The sequence below is a fragment of the Rhizobium gallicum bv. gallicum R602sp genome (genome assembly GCF_000816845.1).
Lineage (GTDB): Bacteria > Pseudomonadota > Alphaproteobacteria > Rhizobiales > Rhizobiaceae > Rhizobium > Rhizobium gallicum.
The window spans coordinates 2106737-2124142 of record NZ_CP006880.1; the positions used below are offsets into that span (position 1 = coordinate 2106737).

Annotated in this window: 19 protein-coding genes; 13 read left to right on the forward strand and 6 right to left on the reverse strand. The window is 61.8% G+C overall.

Translation table 11 applies throughout. The features are described 5' to 3' along the window. Positions 1 to 34: 34 nt before the first annotated feature. The 5 genes from sctV to RGR602_RS37890 all read right to left on the reverse strand — a co-directional run bounded on the left by sctV (position 35) and on the right by RGR602_RS37890 (position 4104). Positions 35 to 2182, reverse strand: coding sequence for a type III secretion system export apparatus subunit SctV (sctV, locus tag RGR602_RS33040; protein ID WP_040116132.1), 2148 nt, complete (start codon positions 2180 to 2182; stop codon positions 35 to 37). Further along, on the reverse strand, positions 2179 to 2514 hold the full coding sequence (locus tag RGR602_RS33045; protein WP_040116133.1) for a type III secretion protein: 336 nt from the start codon (positions 2512 to 2514) through the stop codon (positions 2179 to 2181). The genes sctV and RGR602_RS33045 overlap by 4 nt, the downstream gene beginning before the upstream one ends. Beyond that, positions 2511 to 2885, reverse strand: a complete 375-nt coding sequence (locus RGR602_RS33050; protein ID WP_040116134.1) for a hypothetical protein — start codon at positions 2883 to 2885, stop codon at positions 2511 to 2513. The genes RGR602_RS33045 and RGR602_RS33050 overlap by 4 nt, the downstream gene beginning before the upstream one ends. 24 nt (positions 2886 to 2909) lie before the next feature. Beyond that, complete coding sequence (locus RGR602_RS33055; protein ID WP_040116135.1) at positions 2910 to 3818, reverse strand: FHA domain-containing protein; 909 nt, start codon at positions 3816 to 3818, stop codon at positions 2910 to 2912. Positions 3819 to 3942: 124 nt separating this feature from the next. After that, complete coding sequence (locus RGR602_RS37890) at positions 3943 to 4104, reverse strand: hypothetical protein (protein WP_166677379.1); 162 nt, start codon at positions 4102 to 4104, stop codon at positions 3943 to 3945. A gap of 404 nt (positions 4105 to 4508) precedes the next feature. Here RGR602_RS37890 and RGR602_RS33060 point away from each other — a divergent pair, with 404 nt between their 5' ends. The 13 genes from RGR602_RS33060 to RGR602_RS33120 all read left to right on the forward strand — a co-directional run bounded on the left by RGR602_RS33060 (position 4509) and on the right by RGR602_RS33120 (position 15815). Further along, a complete protein-coding gene (locus RGR602_RS33060; protein ID WP_082046777.1) occupies positions 4509 to 5132 on the forward strand; it encodes a type III secretion protein in 624 nt (207 codons plus the stop codon). Continuing rightward, entirely contained in the window at positions 5129 to 5314 is a 186-nt protein-coding gene (locus RGR602_RS33065; protein ID WP_040116137.1) for a hypothetical protein, read from the forward strand. The genes RGR602_RS33060 and RGR602_RS33065 overlap by 4 nt, the downstream gene beginning before the upstream one ends. A 30-nt stretch (positions 5315 to 5344) precedes the next feature. After that, a complete protein-coding gene (locus tag RGR602_RS33070) occupies positions 5345 to 5776 on the forward strand; it encodes a hypothetical protein (protein ID WP_040116138.1) in 432 nt (143 codons plus the stop codon). After that, complete coding sequence (gene sctJ / locus RGR602_RS33075) at positions 5773 to 6573, forward strand: type III secretion system inner membrane ring lipoprotein SctJ (protein ID WP_040116139.1); 801 nt, start codon at positions 5773 to 5775, stop codon at positions 6571 to 6573. The genes RGR602_RS33070 and sctJ overlap by 4 nt, the downstream gene beginning before the upstream one ends. After that, a complete protein-coding gene (locus tag RGR602_RS33080) occupies positions 6570 to 7259 on the forward strand; it encodes a hypothetical protein (protein WP_040116140.1) in 690 nt (229 codons plus the stop codon). Before sctJ ends, RGR602_RS33080 begins: the two co-directional genes overlap by 4 nt. After that, positions 7256 to 7861 carry a FliH/SctL family protein gene (locus RGR602_RS33085; RefSeq protein WP_040116141.1) on the forward strand — a complete coding sequence of 202 codons (606 nt, stop codon included), beginning with the start codon at positions 7256 to 7258 and terminating at the stop codon, positions 7859 to 7861. Before RGR602_RS33080 ends, RGR602_RS33085 begins: the two co-directional genes overlap by 4 nt. Next, on the forward strand, positions 7858 to 9204 hold the full coding sequence (locus RGR602_RS33090) for a FliI/YscN family ATPase (protein ID WP_040116142.1): 1347 nt from the start codon (positions 7858 to 7860) through the stop codon (positions 9202 to 9204). Before RGR602_RS33085 ends, RGR602_RS33090 begins: the two co-directional genes overlap by 4 nt. Next, positions 9201 to 9689: a type III secretion system stalk subunit SctO gene (sctO, locus tag RGR602_RS36730; protein WP_082046750.1), complete on the forward strand. Its 489-nt coding sequence runs from the start codon at positions 9201 to 9203 to the stop codon at positions 9687 to 9689. Before RGR602_RS33090 ends, sctO begins: the two co-directional genes overlap by 4 nt. A gap of 4 nt (positions 9690 to 9693) precedes the next feature. Further along, complete coding sequence (gene sctQ / locus RGR602_RS33100) at positions 9694 to 10749, forward strand: type III secretion system cytoplasmic ring protein SctQ (RefSeq protein WP_040116144.1); 1056 nt, start codon at positions 9694 to 9696, stop codon at positions 10747 to 10749. Further along, positions 10742 to 11395, forward strand: coding sequence for a type III secretion system export apparatus subunit SctR (gene sctR / locus RGR602_RS33105; RefSeq protein ID WP_040116145.1), 654 nt, complete (start codon positions 10742 to 10744; stop codon positions 11393 to 11395). Before sctQ ends, sctR begins: the two co-directional genes overlap by 8 nt. A gap of 5 nt (positions 11396 to 11400) precedes the next feature. Then, entirely contained in the window at positions 11401 to 11670 is a 270-nt protein-coding gene (locus RGR602_RS33110; RefSeq protein ID WP_040116146.1) for an EscS/YscS/HrcS family type III secretion system export apparatus protein, read from the forward strand. A gap of 8 nt (positions 11671 to 11678) precedes the next feature. Next, on the forward strand, positions 11679 to 12500 hold the full coding sequence (sctT, locus tag RGR602_RS33115; protein WP_040116147.1) for a type III secretion system export apparatus subunit SctT: 822 nt from the start codon (positions 11679 to 11681) through the stop codon (positions 12498 to 12500). Between the two features lie 189 nt (positions 12501 to 12689). Beyond that, a complete protein-coding gene (locus tag RGR602_RS33120) occupies positions 12690 to 15815 on the forward strand; it encodes a LysM peptidoglycan-binding domain-containing protein (protein WP_040116148.1) in 3126 nt (1041 codons plus the stop codon). Positions 15816 to 15880: 65 nt separating this feature from the next. Here RGR602_RS33120 and ansP read toward each other — a convergent pair whose 3' ends face one another. Then, complete coding sequence (gene ansP, locus RGR602_RS33125) at positions 15881 to 17365, reverse strand: L-asparagine permease (RefSeq protein ID WP_040116149.1); 1485 nt, start codon at positions 17363 to 17365, stop codon at positions 15881 to 15883. Positions 17366 to 17406: the final 41 nt, after the last annotated feature.

Sequence of the window (17406 nt, forward strand, 5' to 3'; positions counted from 1 at the left end):
AAAGCCTTGTCTTCTATGATGTGACCCGGGGAATTCATGGACGGCCGCCTTCGAGCTCCGCCGCTCCGGCGACCGGAAGCGCGATATAGCCAACGCACTGGACGCTGAACTCCGGCGAGATCTCCTGGTAGGAAAGAACCGCCACATTGACGTCGTGGCGCGTCAGAAGGTTCCGGATGTGCCGCCGGACGTCCATCGACGTGAGGACGGCGGTGCGGCGCCGCAGATCTGCCTTCTCCTGCCGCTTCTTCAATTCTTCCAGGATCGGTGCCGCCAGCCGGTCCGGAATGGCGCCCGCCGGCCCCATATTCTTTTCGATGGCCGCTCTCACCTCGTCTTCGAACGGCCGCGTCAGCAGATAGGCCGAAACGATCCTGTTGTCGTCAGCAAGGCGGAAGCAGATCTGCCGGCCGAGGCTTGCTCGAACGCTGTCGGTCAAGGCCTGCACACCCTGAATTTGAGCGCCCCGCTCGGCAATCGCCTGAAGAATGATGCGCATATTGGTGATCGGAACGTCTTCTTCGATCAGCCTGCGCAAGACCTCGGCAAGCTTCTGCACGGAAACTGCCTCCAGAACCTCCCGGATCAGATCGCCATAGGGCTCCTCCAGGCGGCCAAGGAGCGCGCGCACTTCCTGTGCGTCGACGAACTCCGGCGCATAGCGGCGCAGGACACGCTCCAGAAGCGACATCACGACATCGGCCGGCTCGCAATAGCCAACGCCGGCAGCGTCAAGTGCTGCCGCATGGACTTGTTCGACCCAGACGAGCTTCAACCCCAGGAGGTCCGGTTGCCTCACATAGGGGACCAACATGATGTCGAGATCGACCGTATCGTCCCACACCATGACGTGGCCGGACAAGAGCGTGGCTTCGACGACCGGAACGCCCTCGAAATCGATACGAAACCCAGCCGGCGCCTGCCGGGGATCCGCCACCAGGCCGATCGCCGGGACGCGAATACCGAGGTCGTCGAGGATCGCTGTCGCAGGCGCCTCCGTCCGCTCGGCGAAGACCGACGGCGCAAGCGCCCCGGCAAGATCCTCTCCAAGCGATACAGTGATCCTGTGCGCGACCCCTGCGAGGTTGCCGGGACCGCCCGGCAAACTGCCGGCTATATGCTCGACGACGGGGCTGCCGGAAGCGACCGGCCGTGACGCTTCGCGTCGGATCGATGCGGTTCCTGCCGCAGCGCCGGCGGCAGGCCGCCGGCGCGCGGTATGGGCAAGAAGGCCGGCTACAGCAGCAAGCGTCCAGAAGACAATCAGCGGAAAGCCCGGAACCAAGCCGAAGGCGAAGAGGATGGCTGCCGCCAGCGCCAGCGCGCGGTCGCTTGCACCGAGTTGCCCGAGGATTTCGGAACTCAAGTCCTGCGGGCGCCGGCCGGACGGCACACGCGTTACCACCGCTCCGGCCGCCACCGCCATCATCAGCGCGGGTATCTGTGAGATCAGGCCATCACCGACGGTCAACAGCGAATAGGTATGAGCAGCGTCGCCGACGGTCATGCCACGTCGCAGGGACCCAATCGTAAGCCCGCCGATGAGATTGATGGTAATGATGATCAGGCCCGCGACAGCGTCTCCTTTGACGAATTTCATGGCTCCGTCCATGGCGCCGTAGAACTGGCTCTCGCGCTCCAGCTCTTCGCGCCTTCGACGCGCCTCCTGCTGGTCGATTTCGCCGCTGCGGGCGTCATTGTCGATGCTCATCTGCTTGCCCGGCATGGCATCGAGGGCAAATCGGGCGCCCACCTCGGCGACACGCTCGGCGCCCTTGGTGATGACGACGAACTGAGCGATGGTGATGATCAGGAAGACGATGAGACCGACGAGCACATCGCCGCCGACAACGAAGTCTCCGAAGGCCGATACGATCTGTCCGGCGTCCGCCTGTGTCAGGATCAGCCGGGTCGTCGTGATCGAAAGCGCGAGGCGAAAAAGCGTTCCGAGCAGAATGATCGACGGCAGGGACGAGAACTGGACTGGGCTCGACACATAGAGCGCGCCGACAAGGATAAGCAGGCTGTAGAAGAAGTTAAATCCGATCAGCGCGTCGACCAGAAAGGTCGGCATCGGAATGACCATCATCGTGATCGCGAGTATCACCAGTGCCGCGACGACGATATCCGACCGGCGGGAGGCGGCCCTGGCGAACTGGTTGACAGTGGCGATTGCGCTCATTTCGCCGCCCTCGCCTGAAGATAGGCCTTGAAGGCGTCGCGAGCCTGGTCTTCCTGTCCGCGCAGCCAATGCGCCCTGCTCCTCAGGCGGGCAAGATCCGGATCGGTCTCCTTTGAGATTTCTCCGATACGATCGATAGAGGCGATCGCACGCGTTCCAGCGTCGGTTTCGACGAAAGCATCGGCCAGCGAATGCAAGATCGAGACGTTTTCCGGTGCCATTCGTGCTGCGAGAAGCAGGAAGACGAGGCCTCGCTCAAGGTGTCCGGCGCGACAGTAGAGCAGGCCGAGCGCATGAAGAAATTCGAGGCTGTCCGCGCGTTGCTGCGTCAACTGCTTTGCGCCTGCATGAGACGGTGTTGAAGATCGCGTCGGCTTTCGATTTCGTCCTTCAGCATGGACGCCGTAAGCTTGGCGACATCCTCGTCGAGATCGAGGCCGGGCAACACTTCCTCGACGATATAGGCTAGGATCTCCTGAGACCGCGACAGGTCGAACAGGGAAGCATTCGAGAGCCTCGCCCTCTCCGCAGCCGAGCTGGCGCGCGCGCCACGCGCCTCGGCCTTCTGCCTGGCCTGGCGAACCGATTGCACGACCCTGGCGTCGAAGGCCAGATGCTGTGCTTCCACGGCCGCGTCCGGTCGCACGGAAACCGCGCTTGACTGGGCGCGGCGATTGTCGTGTCGGCGGACCTCCAAACTCATCTTGCTGTTCCTCTCGTCGCGCAGTCAGAAGCGAAGAACGAATTCTTCGCTTTGCCGCCCCACCTTCAGGCTTCCGTCGCGAATGTCCTTTATGTACCAGCCGTCCTCGAGCGCGGCACCCTTGTAGAGGCGGGCCCCGTCGGCACCGATCGCATAAGGCGTTTCGCCGAACCAAATGGCCTGGAGATTGAATTTAGGCGACGTTTTGGCCGCTGCCTCACCGACCATGCTCGTCAAGACGTAGTTGGTGCCGTAGGACCGGTCGAACCAGGTCTGGACATCGCTCCACGACTTGCGCGCATCCTCGTCGAGCGCACCGGAAACGGCAAACCGCGTCCCGTCCGCCTTGACCTGAAGATTGCTCAAGCCCGCCGCGGCGAGCTTTGCAGCAAGCGCCGAAGACACCTCATCGGCCAAGGGCATAGAGGCGCTCACGGTTCCGGCCGTTATCGTCTTTTCGTCAAAGCTTGCCATCGGCAGCCGGTCGCCGACGTCTGCAATCCCTGCCTGGACAGCCGCAATCGTGAGAAGCGAGAAAGCCGCCACGCAGCCGATCATCCAGGTTGTGCGCTTCGACTTTTCCGCTTTCCTGTCCGGCGCTGCCTGTTGCGGCCGGCAAAGACGGAGGCGCGCAGTGCCAAGCGAAATAGTCACAGGGGTTTTGACGTGAAGGCCGTGGCCAACGGGCACGCTTGTATCCTGCACCATCACGTCCGCGCCGGTTGCCTCGATCATCACCTCGGAACCTGCAAACTGCAGACGCATATGATGCGCGCTTACGTCGCGATCACTGAGCATGAGATCGCAGTCCGGGGCCGAACCGATCACGTAGGAGCCGGTTTCCAAAGGCAAGGAGACGCCGCTGTGCACGCCGTTGAGGACGTCGAGTGTCAAATCGGCAGCAGCATTCCTCAAGACCAGATGGGATGCCATGAACTCTCACCTCGCTCGCCGTATACCAAAGATGCCGACGCCACCTTGAAAGCGCGGCCCCGGTCCAGCCAAGTCGTTGCAATGGAGATGAGAGGGGCGACGCAAGTCGCCCCTCGGCTAGTGCTTAGCCGTTCGGACGCTGCTTCGCGGCGTCGAGGGCGACCTTTTTTTCGGTCGTGATTTTGGTAATCTCGGCAGACTTCTCGATCGCCTTGTCGAAGGCTTCCGTCATCGTCTTGATTGAATTGTCCGAGGTCTGCGTACCGCTTACACCGGAAACTGCCATTGTCTTCTCCTTGATAATTCATTCCGGCCGGGAGCAAGGCTCCAGCGCCGGTGTACAGTTCTCATCGAGTCGACCACCCCTCCATAGGGGCGCAGCAATGGTTAAAGTTGAAGCTCGGAATTGACAATTTCCAAGCGCATCACATAATCTTACAATGCGTAATGTGTCGTGATTTAAAACGATTGAAACCGACGTTTCAGTGTCATTAAACTGTTACTCATTGAAGAAACACAGTTATTTTTCAGTGTGTTTCAGCTCTCGCTTGTTTAGCAAATAACATTGGTATCATTTTTGTCCAACTGCGAGTTGCGCATTCCCGGCTGCTGTAATAGCTTTTTGGCTGCTCGACGCGAACAATCGGAACGTTTTAAATGAAGAACGTCATGGTTGCGGGGAAGCTCTTTATGTTAGCTACGGCTATACTGGCACCCACATATCCCGCCCTTGCAGCTATGCCGCGCTGGTACAGCAGCAAATACAGCTACGTTTTGATCAGCCAGGAAGTTCGTGACGCACTGAAGGAGTTCGGGCGCAACCTTTCGATTCCGGTCATCCTGTCGGATCGAATCCGTGGCCAAGTACGCGGCGAGATTCGTGCCGAAACGGCGGGCGGATTCCTCGACAAGGTGACGCAGGCCAACGGGCTGATCTGGTATTTCGACGGCTCGGTTCTGCACGTCAATACCAGTGACGAGTTCGCGACACAGATCATCAATATCGGCAGGGCAAACGGCCAGTCGGTCATAAACGAGATCAAGCGGTTGGACCTCATGGACGAGCGCTTCTCGGTTCTCGCGACCGCCAACGCCCCGGCCATTCGTGTCTCAGGTCCGCCTGCCTTCATCGCCATGGTGAAGCAGGTCGTTTCATCCGTTCAACCGCCCCCCATGACCCAGATGGACGATCCCCGGGTGCGGATCTTCCGCGGCGGCCAGCACAACGAGGTTGCGGACGATCTGGCCGGCAAAGGCCGCCAGACGGCCGCAAATTCAAGCACAGGCGACACCTCAGCAGGAGAGCACAAATGACCGGATCGGTAGCCGTGACAGCGCACACACCCACCCAGACGCAAAATGAGGACCCCTCGCAGGCACAATTCGAGGAGGCCTTGCAGCAAGCCGTTGCAAGCGGCGGTAGCCAGTTGATCGGACAGGAAATGATGAAGATCGCCCAGGAAGTGCTGAACGAAGCCTTGTCCGACGAGGAATAGTCCCCCTTTTTGCCAGCAGGAGACACAACCATGACGGTTGTCCCGCCAGTTGAGAATGCAACGCTTGCAATGTCCCCTGCGCCGCAGGATCCGGCCTCTGCCACCTCGCATGGCCTGTTCGAGTATTCGGCGCAGAACGCCCAAACCCTGCCGCACGGCGCAAGCCCGGCCGATCTTGGCCGGACGATCGTCGACAACCTGAAAGGTTTCGTGGAGCGCGCCGGCAAATTCGCAAGCAACACCGAGCTCTTCGCCCCGATGGACCAATCTGCGGGATTGCAGTCGTTTGCGCCGGATGCGGCCGGCGCTCAATCGGGCGTGACGCGAACACCGGACAGCGAAGCAGGACGGCTGGTCGAGGAGCTGGGGAGGATCTTCGATCATGCGATCGAAACGCAGATGGTCGTGCGCGGCCCGACGCAATTCACAAGCGCAACGATGACCCTCGTCAAAGGTCAATGAAAATCTCCTGGCGCTCCTCATCGATTGCGCGCGGTCTGCTGCTCGCGCTTATGGTCTTGACGCTGCAGGCTTGCAGCGTCGATCTCTACACCAATCTTGACGAACGCGAGGCGAACGAGATGGTCGCAACCCTGCTCTCGAAAGGCATAGCGGCGAGCCGGGTCGTGCAGAAGGACGGCAAGCTGACGGTGACGGTCGACGAGGATCAGTTCTCGCAAGCCGTGACCGCGCTCAACATGACCGGGCTGCCCAAGGCGAAATTCGCGACACTCGGCACCGTGTTCAAGCAGGAAGGCCTTGTCGCCTCGCCCGTGCAGGAACGCGCACAGATGATCTACGCGTTGAGCGAGGAGCTTTCCCGGACTGTTTCCGAGATTGACGGCGTCCTCTCGGCGCGCGTCCACGTCGTGCTCCCGGACAACGACCCGCTGCAGCGCAACGCCGTACCGGCCTCCGCCTCTGTCTTCATCCGCCACGAAAAAGATCTCGACGTCAATCCGCTGATACCGCGGATCAAGACGCTGGTCGCCAACAGCATATCCGGCCTCACCTACGAAAAAGTCTCGGTCGTGCCCGTGGCGAGCGCGCGGGCGAGCGAGCCGGTTGCCGGGGCGCAACTCACATCTTTCCTGGGGATCTGGATGCTGCCCGCGAGCGTGGCCAGGGCCAAGCTCATCGTCGGCTGTCTTGCCGGCGCCCTGTTTGCCGCGATCGCCGGCCTCGGATATCTGGCATGGCGCAAGCAGAGCAGCCGGCGGAAAGTCTACCCGCTGCAGCCCTACGGTCCGGCAAAGTGACGGATCGCTCATCGGCAAACGGCGCGGCAGCCGCCGGACTGGAGAACGTCTGGGCGGCCTTCCGCACCGCCCCGGCCCGCCTTGTCCATCACCGCCATATCGTTCAAGCCTATGACGACGCGATCTCGATCGAGGCCGCCGTCAGGCTACAGCAATCCGATCGGGTACAGCGACCGCTTATGCGACTGCTGATGGACAAATTCGACCTTCCGGATGCCGGCTTATGCCCTTGCCCCGAACCGGACGATCTCAAACTCCTGGCGTTGCCGCCGGAGGCTGTCGCGCAACATAGCTACCTGGCCGGGGCCGTGTTCTGGGGTCATGCGCTTGCCGGCGAAATCCGCAGCCGCGAGGTCGCCTTGATGAAGGAGCGCGTCGGAGATCGGGCTTTCCGGGTAGCCGTCGATAACCGCGACCTTGCCGCGGGCCATGAGATTGCCGGCGGCCTCGACGCCTTGGTGCGGGCGATTGACGTCGACGGCCGCAGATGCTGGGCGAGCTGGCAGGCCGCGCTGCCCACTCCACTGGCGGCATGGCTTCGACTGAGAGGTGAGACTGACGGCGACGCTGCTCCGTTCACCGAGCCGAGAGACGCCGCCACGGGCGCTGCGATCGTCAGGCGTCTGTTGCGGCACGAAACCGCCATGGACGATCACACGGGCGCCACCGTCAAGGAGGCGCGATGAACGAAATCCCTACGAGCCCGGCCAAGAAGATCCTCAAGCAGGCCGAAGGCGATCATTGGCTTGAAGGCTTCGCATTCCTGGAGGCGGCGAAGGTCAAGGCGGATCAGCAGCTTGCGCAGGTTCGTGACGTCGTCGAGACGAGCAGAAGAAAGGGCTATGAGGCCGGCAGGCTGGAGGGAGAACGGCAAGCAGTGGCCCTGCTCATGAAGACCACCGCCGACGTCAATGCCTATCTGGCCGGCCTCGACCGGCAGATTGCCGAACTCGGCCTGGCGATCGCCGAAAAATTGCTCGGCCGTTTCGACCAGGCGGAGCTGGTCGCCAATCTGGCTCAGCAGGCGCTGCAATCGTTTCAGCATGAGCGCGAGGTAACGATCACCGTCGCTCCCGCATTGGCCGACCGGGTCGGCGAACTCGTTGAGCGCCACAACGGCAATGGCGCGCTGAAGATCGCAGTGCTTGCCGATCCGCGGCTCGACGGCAACAAATGCGTTCTCGCCAGCGCCGTCGCCGTCGTTGATGCAGGCCTTGATACCCAATTATCGGTCATCCGCGAGGCCCTGCTCGGCGTCCAGTCCAGCCGATCGGAACCTGCCGCATGAACGAGCATGTGCTGTCGGATCCAGGCGCGCTCATCGAGCGCCTGCGCCAACGGGCGCTCACGAGCGAGACGCGGCCTGTTCGCGGCCGGGTCCGAAGGATCACCGGCATCATCGTGCATGCGACCGCCCCGATGGTCAGGATCGGCGAACTTTGCCACCTCAGAGATCCCGTTTCCGGCGCGACCGTGCCGGCGGAGGTGGTGGGCTTCGAGGACGAGGAGGCCATCCTGACGCCGATCGGCGATCTTCAGGGCATGTCCACGCGCGCGGAGGTGATCGCAACTGGCAAGACCCTGCAGATCCCGGTTTGCGACGACCTCCTCGGCCGTGTGCTCAATCCCCTGGGAGAGCTCCTCGACTTTGCTGATGATCGTGCCACTCCGGTCGTCACCGACACCTATTATCCGACCCACCGGCCACCGCCCAATGCGCTCCAGCGCGACCTGATCACCGAGCCGCTGCAACTTGGGATCCGTGCGATCGACGGGCTTCTGACGGTTGCCCGCGGGCAGCGCGTCGGCGTTTTCGGCGAGCCAGGCGTCGGCAAGTCCTCGCTCCTTTCCACCATCGTCCGCGGTACGAAGGCGGATGTCGTCGTCATCGGGCTGATCGGCGAGCGCGGGCGCGAGGTGCGGGAGTTCATCGAGGGACAGCTCGGCGAAGAGGGCCGCAAGCGCTCGGTCGTCGTGGTCGCAACGTCCGATCGTCCGGCGATCGAGCGGGTGAAAGCGGCCTACGGTGCGACAGCGATCGCCGAATATTTTCGCGACCAGGGTCACGACGTCCTTCTCTTGATGGACAGCGTTACCCGTTTTGCCCGGGCGCAGCGGGAAATTGGCCTGGCAGCGGGCGAACCGCCGACGCGGCGCGGTTATCCGCCCTCGCTCTTCGCCGCGCTGCCGCGCCTGTTGGAGCGCGCCGGCCCTGGACAGGGCGGCTCGATCACAGCCCTCTATACAGTACTGACCGAGGGTGACGGCATGCTCGATCCGGTTGCCGAAGAGACAAAAGCCATTCTCGATGGTCATATCATGCTCGGCTCCAGCCTGGCCGAGCGCAACTTCTTCCCAGCCATCGACGTCCTGAAGAGCCGCAGCCGCCTGATGGAAAGCGTCGCAGGCAAGGCACACCGCGATCACGCCGCCCATATCCGCACGTTGCTTGCCCGTTACGAGCAGATCGAACTCCTGCTCCGGGTGGGCGAATACGAGCACGGCGTCGATCCGCTGTCGGATGAAGCGATCGAAAAGCACGGCGCCATCGAAGCCTTTCTGCGGCAGGAGAGCGGCGATTTTTCTTCCCTGGAAGAAACCCAGGAACAGTTGAAAAGGATCGCATCGTGACCCGGAAGATCGATTTGCGGCAACTCGTCGAGTTGCGGGCGCTTAGAATGCGACGGGCACAAGAAAAGGCGCAGCGTCAGCTAGGCCGCCACCAGCAGGCCGCCCGGGCCGCTGAATTGGCAAGACACGAAAGTCTTTCCCATGAGGAAGAGCGCAGACGGGAAGAAGACGTTCTCTACGCCCATCTCGCTCAAGGCACTGCCGGTCACCGCGACCTCCAAAGATACCGAGGCGCGCTGTCTGCCATGGACCACCGCGCCCGCCAGCTCGAGGAGCAGGTTCACGCCGCCGAGATGCGCGAGAGGCAGGAGGCGAAGCAAAAGCAGGAGCTTGCGGCCGAGTACCGGCGCAAACAGAAACTGCATGATCGCATCCTGTTCCTTGCCGAAGAAAACCGGCGCGAGGAAGCAAGGCGTGCCGACGTCGTCAGCGAGATAGAGGACGAGGACATCATCCACCCGAAGAGCAACAAGCGGGCAAGGTGACAGGATGAGCATCTCAACGCAGACGCGCGCCGGCGCCCAGGAAGTTCGTACCCTTGTCGAGGACCCGTCCTGCCTTCCGCAAGTCGCCGCCGCCCATGTCGACGCACTCAACATGCTGGCAAGGATCCGCGTGGCTTTTCGGCTTTCGCTGGCGACGGCAACCATTGTCATTCGGCCCGAGGACGGCACGCGGTCGCTGGCCGACCCGGTCGAGCTTGCGTTCTTCATCGGCGCCTCGGCCGGCCGCTTCACGGTCCCCGCAGCCGCGCTCGACGAGCTTGCACCGAGCCTTGGAGTTCGCGGAAAAATCGCCGCCCTTTCACCTCTCCAGCGTGACATCCTCGTCGAAGAGGCACTCGCCTCCCATCTTGCAGAACTGGAAGAGCGTATCGGTGAACCGGTTCGCACCGGCCCGCCTGATGCTGCGGTTGAATGTCCCGTCAAGCTTTGCTGGACAATCGATTGCGGTGGCTTGCCCCACCATGCGGAACTGCACTTGAGTGCTGCGGCGGCGTTCAAGATCGGCAATGCCTTCGGTAAGCCTGCGAGCGGCCTGGACGCATTGACGGCAAACCTGGTTCAGCCCATCCACCTATGCGCCGGCATCCAGCACCTGACCACCGGCGAATACGAAAGTCTGCGCGTCGGCGATATCGTCATGTGCGAGCGGTCCAATGCCGAAGAACCCTTCGCCCTTATCGGCAACCATCTGATCGCCTCGTTGCGCCGAGGCGATTCCGGCCTCGTACTCACGTCTACGTGGCGAGATCTAAGAGCAAGTTGGGAACATTCCGCCATGTCAAAACAGGATACGCCTCCGACCGGCCAGCTGGAAACGCTGGCAGACCTTCCAGTCCAGCTGGTATTCGAGATCGGTCGCGCCGAGTTCCCGCTTAAGGAAATCGCCAGGATGGGCGAAGGGACCGTTCTTCACACAAGCCCGAGCCTTTCTAGCCCCGTCAACATCATGGCGAATGGGCGGCTCGTCGGAAAGGGCGAACTGATCAGGATCGGCGATGGCCTTGGCGTGCGCGTGGTGCGGCTTTCGACAGATGGGTGAGACGACCACCAATCTCATCCCGATCATTATCATCGTCTCGACGATCGGGCTCATTCCGCTCGCGGTGGTGACGATGACCGGGTTCTTGAAAATCTCGATCGTTCTTTTCCTCATTCGCAATGCGCTCGGAATCCAGCAGTCGCCGCCCAATCTCGTGCTTTACGGCGTTGCGCTGATCCTCACGGTCTATGTGACGACGCCGCTGGTCGGAGAGATGTACCGCATTTTGTCGAACGAGCAGGTCGACGTGCAGTCGATGGACAGCATGATGCGGGCGGCGGAGACCCTGCGCGCACCGTTGCAGGCGCATCTCACGCGCTACACGGATGAGAATGAACGCCAGTTCTTTATGCAGGCAACCGAGCGCATCTGGTCGGAAGAAGCGAGAGCCTCGGTGAAGACCGACAGCCTTCTCATCCTCGTCCCGGCCTTCGTCAGTTCGGAGCTGACGCGCGCCTTCGAGATCGGCTTTCTGCTCTATCTTCCATTTCTCGTCATCGACCTCATCGTTTCAACCGTGCTGATGGCGATGGGGATGATGATGGTCTCCCCGACCTTGATTTCCATTCCGCTGAAGATATTCCTCTTCGTCGCGGTCAATGGCTGGTCGCGGCTGATGCACGGCCTGATCCTGAGTTACGGATAGCGCCGATGGATCAAACCGCCTTCCTCGCCCAGATGCAGAAAGCGATGTTGACCGTGCTGATCGCCTCGGCCCCGGCGCTGGCAATCGCGATCGTGATCGGGGTCGCCGTCGGCCTTATCCAGGCACTGACCCAGATCCAGGACCAGACGCTGCCGCAAGCCGTCAAGCTCGTCGCCGTCATGTTGGTCCTCGTCATTCTCGGTCCGGCGCTTGCCGTACAGGTCGCCAATTTTGCCAGCAATACGCTCGACATCTTTCCGGCCTTGACGCGGTAGGTGGGCGCGTGGACCTTCTCGCCGCAACGTCAGCGCTGTTCGATACCATCTATCCGGTACTCGCGGGCACAGCCATTGCCCTGGCGCGCGCGCTCGGCATGATCGTTGTCACCCCTGCCTTCGTGCGGCTCGGCCTTACGGGGCTGATCCGGTCGGGGGTGGCGATCGCCATAGCCCTGCCGCTGATACCAAGTTTCACCGCAACGCTCACGGAAGGACAGGGCCTCTCGAGCCTGATGGTGACCGGGCTTATCCTGAAAGAAATCATCATCGGCGTCATTCTGGGTGTCGTGCTCGGCATCCCCTTCTGGGCCGCCGAGGTGGCCGGCGATCTCGTCGATCTGCAGCGAGGCTCGACATCGGCGCAGCTCGTCGATCCGCTGCAGGCGACGGAAACCAGCATCGCCGGAACCTTTTTCGTCCTGGCGCTGGTCGCCCTGTTCTTCAAGTCCGGCGGCTTTTCGCTCCTCGCCGACACCTTCTACAGAAGCTACGAAATATGGCCGGTGACGAGCTTCTCGCCGACGCTGGGCTCGGGGGCGGCCATGGCCGTGCTCGCAATCCTCGACCGGATCATGCAGACCGGCGTTCTATTGATCGCACCGATCGTGCTCGCCCTTTTGATCGCGGACCTCATGCTCGCCTACTTGTCGCGCATGTCGCCGCAATTGCACGTGTTTGATCTTTCCCTGGCGATCAAGAACCTGATTTTCGCTGTGCTGATCGTCCTCTACCTCAACTACCTCCTGCAATACATGGTTGCAGAGCTCGCCGTCCTGAAAGAGGCTCCAGCGATGCTGCGCAGCCTCCTTGGAACGGCACCTCGATAAAGGCCTCCGCCCCCAACGCAAGAAACTTGGCCCTTGTCATCAAACCATTAAGCAGACCCGCCATAGTGGGCCCGCGCGCTCGCGCGCAACGACCAGCGTCTTGATTCCAGAGACCAATCTTTGCTTCCGGCGACTTCCGCCGGATGTGCATCCCTCGCGTGCAGCATAAAGCCAAGGAGATCACGCCCCATGTCCTATCGCATCGATATCGACGGCAAGAACCGCTACGACGCAAGCGGCGGCCGCGCCACTGGCGTGTCCGATGAGCAGCGCCGGTTCTTCATCGCGCAGATCAACCAGGCCGTGCGCGAGCGGACCGAGCAAGGTGGGCCGAAGACGATCGATCCTGGTACCGAGAAGGTGATTGTCGTCGAGAAGGGCGACAGTCTCTCGCAGATCGCCAAGGAAAACCATGTCAGCCTCGACGACCTCATGGCCGCCAACCGCATCAAATTGACGGCGAACACGGCGGCGATCGACCCCAATGACGTGGTGATCGTGCCGCTCACCTCGCCCGAGCTCGTCGCGCAAGGTCCCGTGGACGGCAAAGGCGTGCCCAAGGGCGAGGCCGCCTTCATCGGCGATCTCTATGGCCGCGGCAACAAGCTCGCCTATGCCGACGACCCTTCGAAAATCGACTATGCCGCCGAAGGTAGGGACATGCAGCGCGACGTCGGAGCCTATCTCGACAACCTGCCGAAGGCGGAGCGGCAGGCCGCAGCCCTCAGGCTGATCGACAGCGACTGGCTGGATGCAGGCCCGGCCGGCAACGCCGTCAAGGCGGCGATCGAGGAACGCGGCCTGAAGACGGACGGGGGATCGGTGATAGCGGACGAGATCTATGATCGCGGCAACCGGATCCAGTATTCCGACGACCCGAAAATCGACTATCAGGCGGAGACCGGCGGGATCGCCAGGGACCTCAAGAATCACGTCGAAAAGCTGCCGGAAAAGGAGCGATCCGAGGCGCTGCAACGCCTTTACGACCGCGAGTGGACGGATGCGGCGCCCGCCCGGATGGCGATCGAAGATACCGCCAAAGCGCTGAATGTCAGCTTGCGCCCCTCGACGCATGCCGGCGTCGACACTGAGGCCAAGGCACGCACAATCATCGATCTTGCAAACGCTGCCGGCCGGCCGGACGAAGCGTTCCGTAAGCTCTCTTCGTCCTACGTTTCTGCTACGCCGGAGATCCAGCGCGTTCTCGTGCGCTCCGAGGACGCGGTGGCCCTGATCGACAGGGCCGCGGACTGGGCAGCGAAGCCGCTCGCAGACTACCAGCCTGGGAAGGAAATGAGCGATCAGGGCGATGCCGCAACGACGATGGCCAATCTCGAGAAGCTGACCGCCGGCACCGATCCGCGGCTGGCCGTCGAGCTGGTCTCTTCCGCCATGCCGACCATCGAAGCGGCGAATACCAGGAAGCAGGAAAAGATTGGCGGCGACCTGATCGGAATGAACGGCCAGGCTGACATGATGACGATCATCGACCGCATCGGCGGCAGTCCGGGCGCCGGTGCAATCGTCGAGCGCTTTGCCGAGATCGGCGGCTATCACCCGAACTCCGTACCAGTGGCGATCAGCAACGGTTCCCGCCTCGACTACCCGATTGCCATCGCGGCCAAAAGTGCGGCGGTCTCACCGGATTTCGTCGTCAAGAACATCATTCCAAACGTGAAGCAATATGGCGCCGGCAAGGTCAACCAGGACGTCATTGCCTATTCGGCCCATATGCAGGAGCTGCAGTGGCTGGTTTCCAACCACGGAAGGACCATGACCCCCGAGCAACTCGCCAAGGCGATCGAGGACTACAAGAAGGAAAAAGGGCCGGAATGGGCCAAAACAGAAAAGCGCCTGGAAGACAACATCGCAGCCAGCGGCGAAAAACTGCTGCAACAATTGACGTCGCTCGGCAATCTGCCGCCGGAACTCGCCTCGCAACAGCAAGCCGTTAACGACGAGATCGGCAAGATCTTGTCGGACGAAAAGACCGCGATGGCGGTCGAAATCGCGATGAAGAAGAACCCGGCGCTGCTCGACAGTCCGGCTGTGCTGAGCCTGATGGGCGCTCAGGCTCGCCTGACCGATCGGGGCAGGAAGCTCGCCGAAGAGGCAACGACCCAGATCATCCGCCACAAGGTCCTGCCGTCGTTTGCCGACCTGCAATCCGGCGATCCGGCCGCACTTGGTAAAGCCCAAAACAGTCTTGAGGCGCTGAAGCAAAGCAAGCTCTCGCAGATGCTCGGCATTCCCAAGTCCGACATGGACCGGGCGATCGATGCGGTCGCCAAGTCCCTGCCCGAGCCGGGCGAGACGGTCGAGCAATCCCGCGCAAAGATGACCACCCTCAACGACGACCTCAACAATCTGAAGAGTTCGAGCGGCGTCAGGTCTTTTGCGAACACGACCGGCCCTGGCCAGATGCTGCGGCTGATCGGCATTGCGGCCACGGGAGCGAGCGTTGCAAATTCGGCGACTGTGGCGCAGAACGACCCGACCCTCAGAAACGATCTGAAAGTGGTGATCGATGCGGTCGGGCTCGGCCAGCGAACGGTGGAGATTCTCGGCGGAATGGACCGCCTCAACACCGACTCGGCCGCCGTCAGGCATTTCGGCAGCAGCGGCAGGCCGGCCGTAAAGCTTCTTGGCGCCTTGAGCGGCGGGTTCGATGCATGGGTGGCCTTCGACTACTTCAAGGCCGGCGACCCGCTCATGGGCAGCCTTTCAGCCGCAGCAGCCGGCGGAACCATCATGGCGGCGCTCGGCACCGGCACGATGTTCGGCCCCGCCGGGCTCGTCATAGTCGGGGCCGCCGTGATTGGCCAGATGATCGTTGCCGATACACGCGACTCGAACAAATACATGAGCGACACCTCAAAGCGCTTCCTCGCCCATTCCAACCTCAACGAAATCGCCGCCGGCGCGCTCGTCGATCAAAGCGGCGATGGCCATAGTCCGGTCCCGATCCTCGCCAGATACGCGGAACTGAAGGGCTATCGTCTCGACCAACCGGCCGATCGCCAACGTTTTATCGACTGGCTGAACGGCATTCCGAAGGAAGGGCTGGAGAAGCTGCGCGACAATCTGCACCATACGCTCGACGAGTTCGGCGGCGATCCGGCGAAATTGCCGGCGGCCGGCGGCTCGGACGAGAGCTACACAGTCGCGCAGCGATTGAACGAGCGCTACGTCAGCGGGCAGGTCTATATACCGAGCCTGGCCGACAAGATCAGAAACGGCGACGCCGCTCCTTCCTCGGCAAAGCAGATCGACGTGGTTCTTGTCGAATTGGGAATTGGAATTCCTGTGGCCTAAACGACTTTCCTTTAAGATCAAGGGGCGCCACCAAGTTGACGGCGCACCTTGAGGCCCTATGGCGGTCACTGACGCATTTGCTGCGCCAGCATCACATCGGGCAGCGTCGCCGGCGTCTCCGTCTGCCGATGCTTGCTGACCCAGTTCCATCCGCCCCAAAGCGCCAGCGCGACGACAGGAATAGAGGCGACGGTATAGGTCCCGTTCGGATAGTCGAGCGCCATCAGCACCACAACCCCGAAAAGGAAAGCGAGCGTCAGCCACGACGTGACCGGAGCGCCGGGCATCTTGAACGACACATCGTCGACTTCGCCGCGGGAAACAGCCCGGCGGAAGGCCATCTGGCAAACGACAATGAAACCCCAGGTGCTCAGGATCCCGAGCGAGGCGACGTTGAGGACGATCTCGAACACATGCGAGGGCACGAGATAGTTGAGCAATACGCCGAAGACGTAGACTGCAAGGGTCACCAATATGCCAACATGCGGCACCGCCTGCGCATTCATCCTTGCAAGCGACGCCGGCGCAGAACCACCTTGCGCCAGCGAGCGCAGCACGCGGCCGGTGGAATAGAGGCCGGAGTTCAGGCTCGACAGGGCTGCAGTCAGCACGACGATGTTCATCACCGTGCCGATGCCGGGTATGCCGAGCGCGCCGAAGAATGTCACGAACGGGCTCTCTCCTGCCTTGTAGGCGGTCCAGGGCAGCAGGCAAACGAGAAGCACGACCGAGCCGACATAAAACACAGCGATGCGCCAGATCACGCTGTTGATCGCACGCGGTAGAATGGTCTTCGCGTCTGAACACTCCCCGGCCGCCGTACCGACCAGTTCGACGCCGGCAAAAGCGAAGACGACACCCTGCACGAGCACGAGCGCCGGAAGCAGACCGTTCGGGAAGAGGCCGCCGTTCTCGCTGATCAGATGCAGACCGGCAGTACTGCCGGCGACCTCCATGCCGGTTCCAAGGAAAAACGAGCCAATGGCAAGAAAGAGCAAGATCGCCGACACTTTGATGAGGGCGAACCAGAACTCCATCTCGGCGAACCACTTGACCCCGACAAGGTTCATCGAGCCGACGATCAGCAGAGCGCCGAGCGCCGAGACCCATTGCGGCAGGCCGGCGAAGACATCCCAATAGTGCATGTAGAGAGCAACGGCGGTGATATCGACGATGCCGGTCATTGCCCAATTGAGAAAATACATCCAACCGGCCACGAAGGAGGCCTTCTCGCCGAGAAACTCACGGGCATACGAGACGAAACTGCCGCTGCTCGGCCGATGCAGCACCAGTTCGCCAAGCGCGCGCAGGATGAGAAAGGAAAAGGCGCCGCAAACGAGATAGACGATCGCCAGCGATGGACCTGCTGCCTGCAGACGGGCGCCAGCGCCGAGAAACAATCCCGTACCGATCGCCCCGCCAATCGCGATCATCTGCACCTGACGATTGCCGAGTGCCTTGTGATAGTCGGCCTCGTGAGACTCCAGCCAGCTTCTTTTGTCGAAGACGGCGGTTGCATCGTCCGGTCGCGACTTTTCCATAACAGTCATCAGAACTCTTCCTCCTTCTTGGCAATTTGCCGTCGCGTGCA

Coding starts and splice junctions, on each gene's coding strand:
- RGR602_RS33120 (WP_040116148.1), top strand. CDS start 12,690: ATGTCCTATCGCATCGATATCGACGGCAAGAACCGCTACGACGCAAGC.
- RGR602_RS33065 (WP_040116137.1), top strand. CDS start 5,129: ATGACCGGATCGGTAGCCGTGACAGCGCACACACCCACCCAGACGCAA.
- ansP (WP_040116149.1), bottom strand. CDS start 17,365: ATGACTGTTATGGAAAAGTCGCGACCGGACGATGCAACCGCCGTCTTC.
- RGR602_RS37890 (WP_166677379.1), bottom strand. CDS start 4,104: ATGGCAGTTTCCGGTGTAAGCGGTACGCAGACCTCGGACAATTCAATC.
- RGR602_RS33090 (WP_040116142.1), top strand. CDS start 7,858: ATGAACGAGCATGTGCTGTCGGATCCAGGCGCGCTCATCGAGCGCCTG.
- sctR (WP_040116145.1), top strand. CDS start 10,742: ATGGGTGAGACGACCACCAATCTCATCCCGATCATTATCATCGTCTCG.
- sctV (WP_040116132.1), bottom strand. CDS start 2,182: ATGAGCGCAATCGCCACTGTCAACCAGTTCGCCAGGGCCGCCTCCCGC.
- RGR602_RS33110 (WP_040116146.1), top strand. CDS start 11,401: ATGGATCAAACCGCCTTCCTCGCCCAGATGCAGAAAGCGATGTTGACC.
- RGR602_RS33055 (WP_040116135.1), bottom strand. CDS start 3,818: ATGGCATCCCATCTGGTCTTGAGGAATGCTGCTGCCGATTTGACACTC.
- RGR602_RS33060 (WP_082046777.1), top strand. CDS start 4,509: ATGTTAGCTACGGCTATACTGGCACCCACATATCCCGCCCTTGCAGCT.
- RGR602_RS33070 (WP_040116138.1), top strand. CDS start 5,345: ATGACGGTTGTCCCGCCAGTTGAGAATGCAACGCTTGCAATGTCCCCT.
- sctJ (WP_040116139.1), top strand. CDS start 5,773: ATGAAAATCTCCTGGCGCTCCTCATCGATTGCGCGCGGTCTGCTGCTC.
- RGR602_RS33050 (WP_040116134.1), bottom strand. CDS start 2,885: ATGAGTTTGGAGGTCCGCCGACACGACAATCGCCGCGCCCAGTCAAGC.
- RGR602_RS33085 (WP_040116141.1), top strand. CDS start 7,256: ATGAACGAAATCCCTACGAGCCCGGCCAAGAAGATCCTCAAGCAGGCC.
- sctQ (WP_040116144.1), top strand. CDS start 9,694: ATGAGCATCTCAACGCAGACGCGCGCCGGCGCCCAGGAAGTTCGTACC.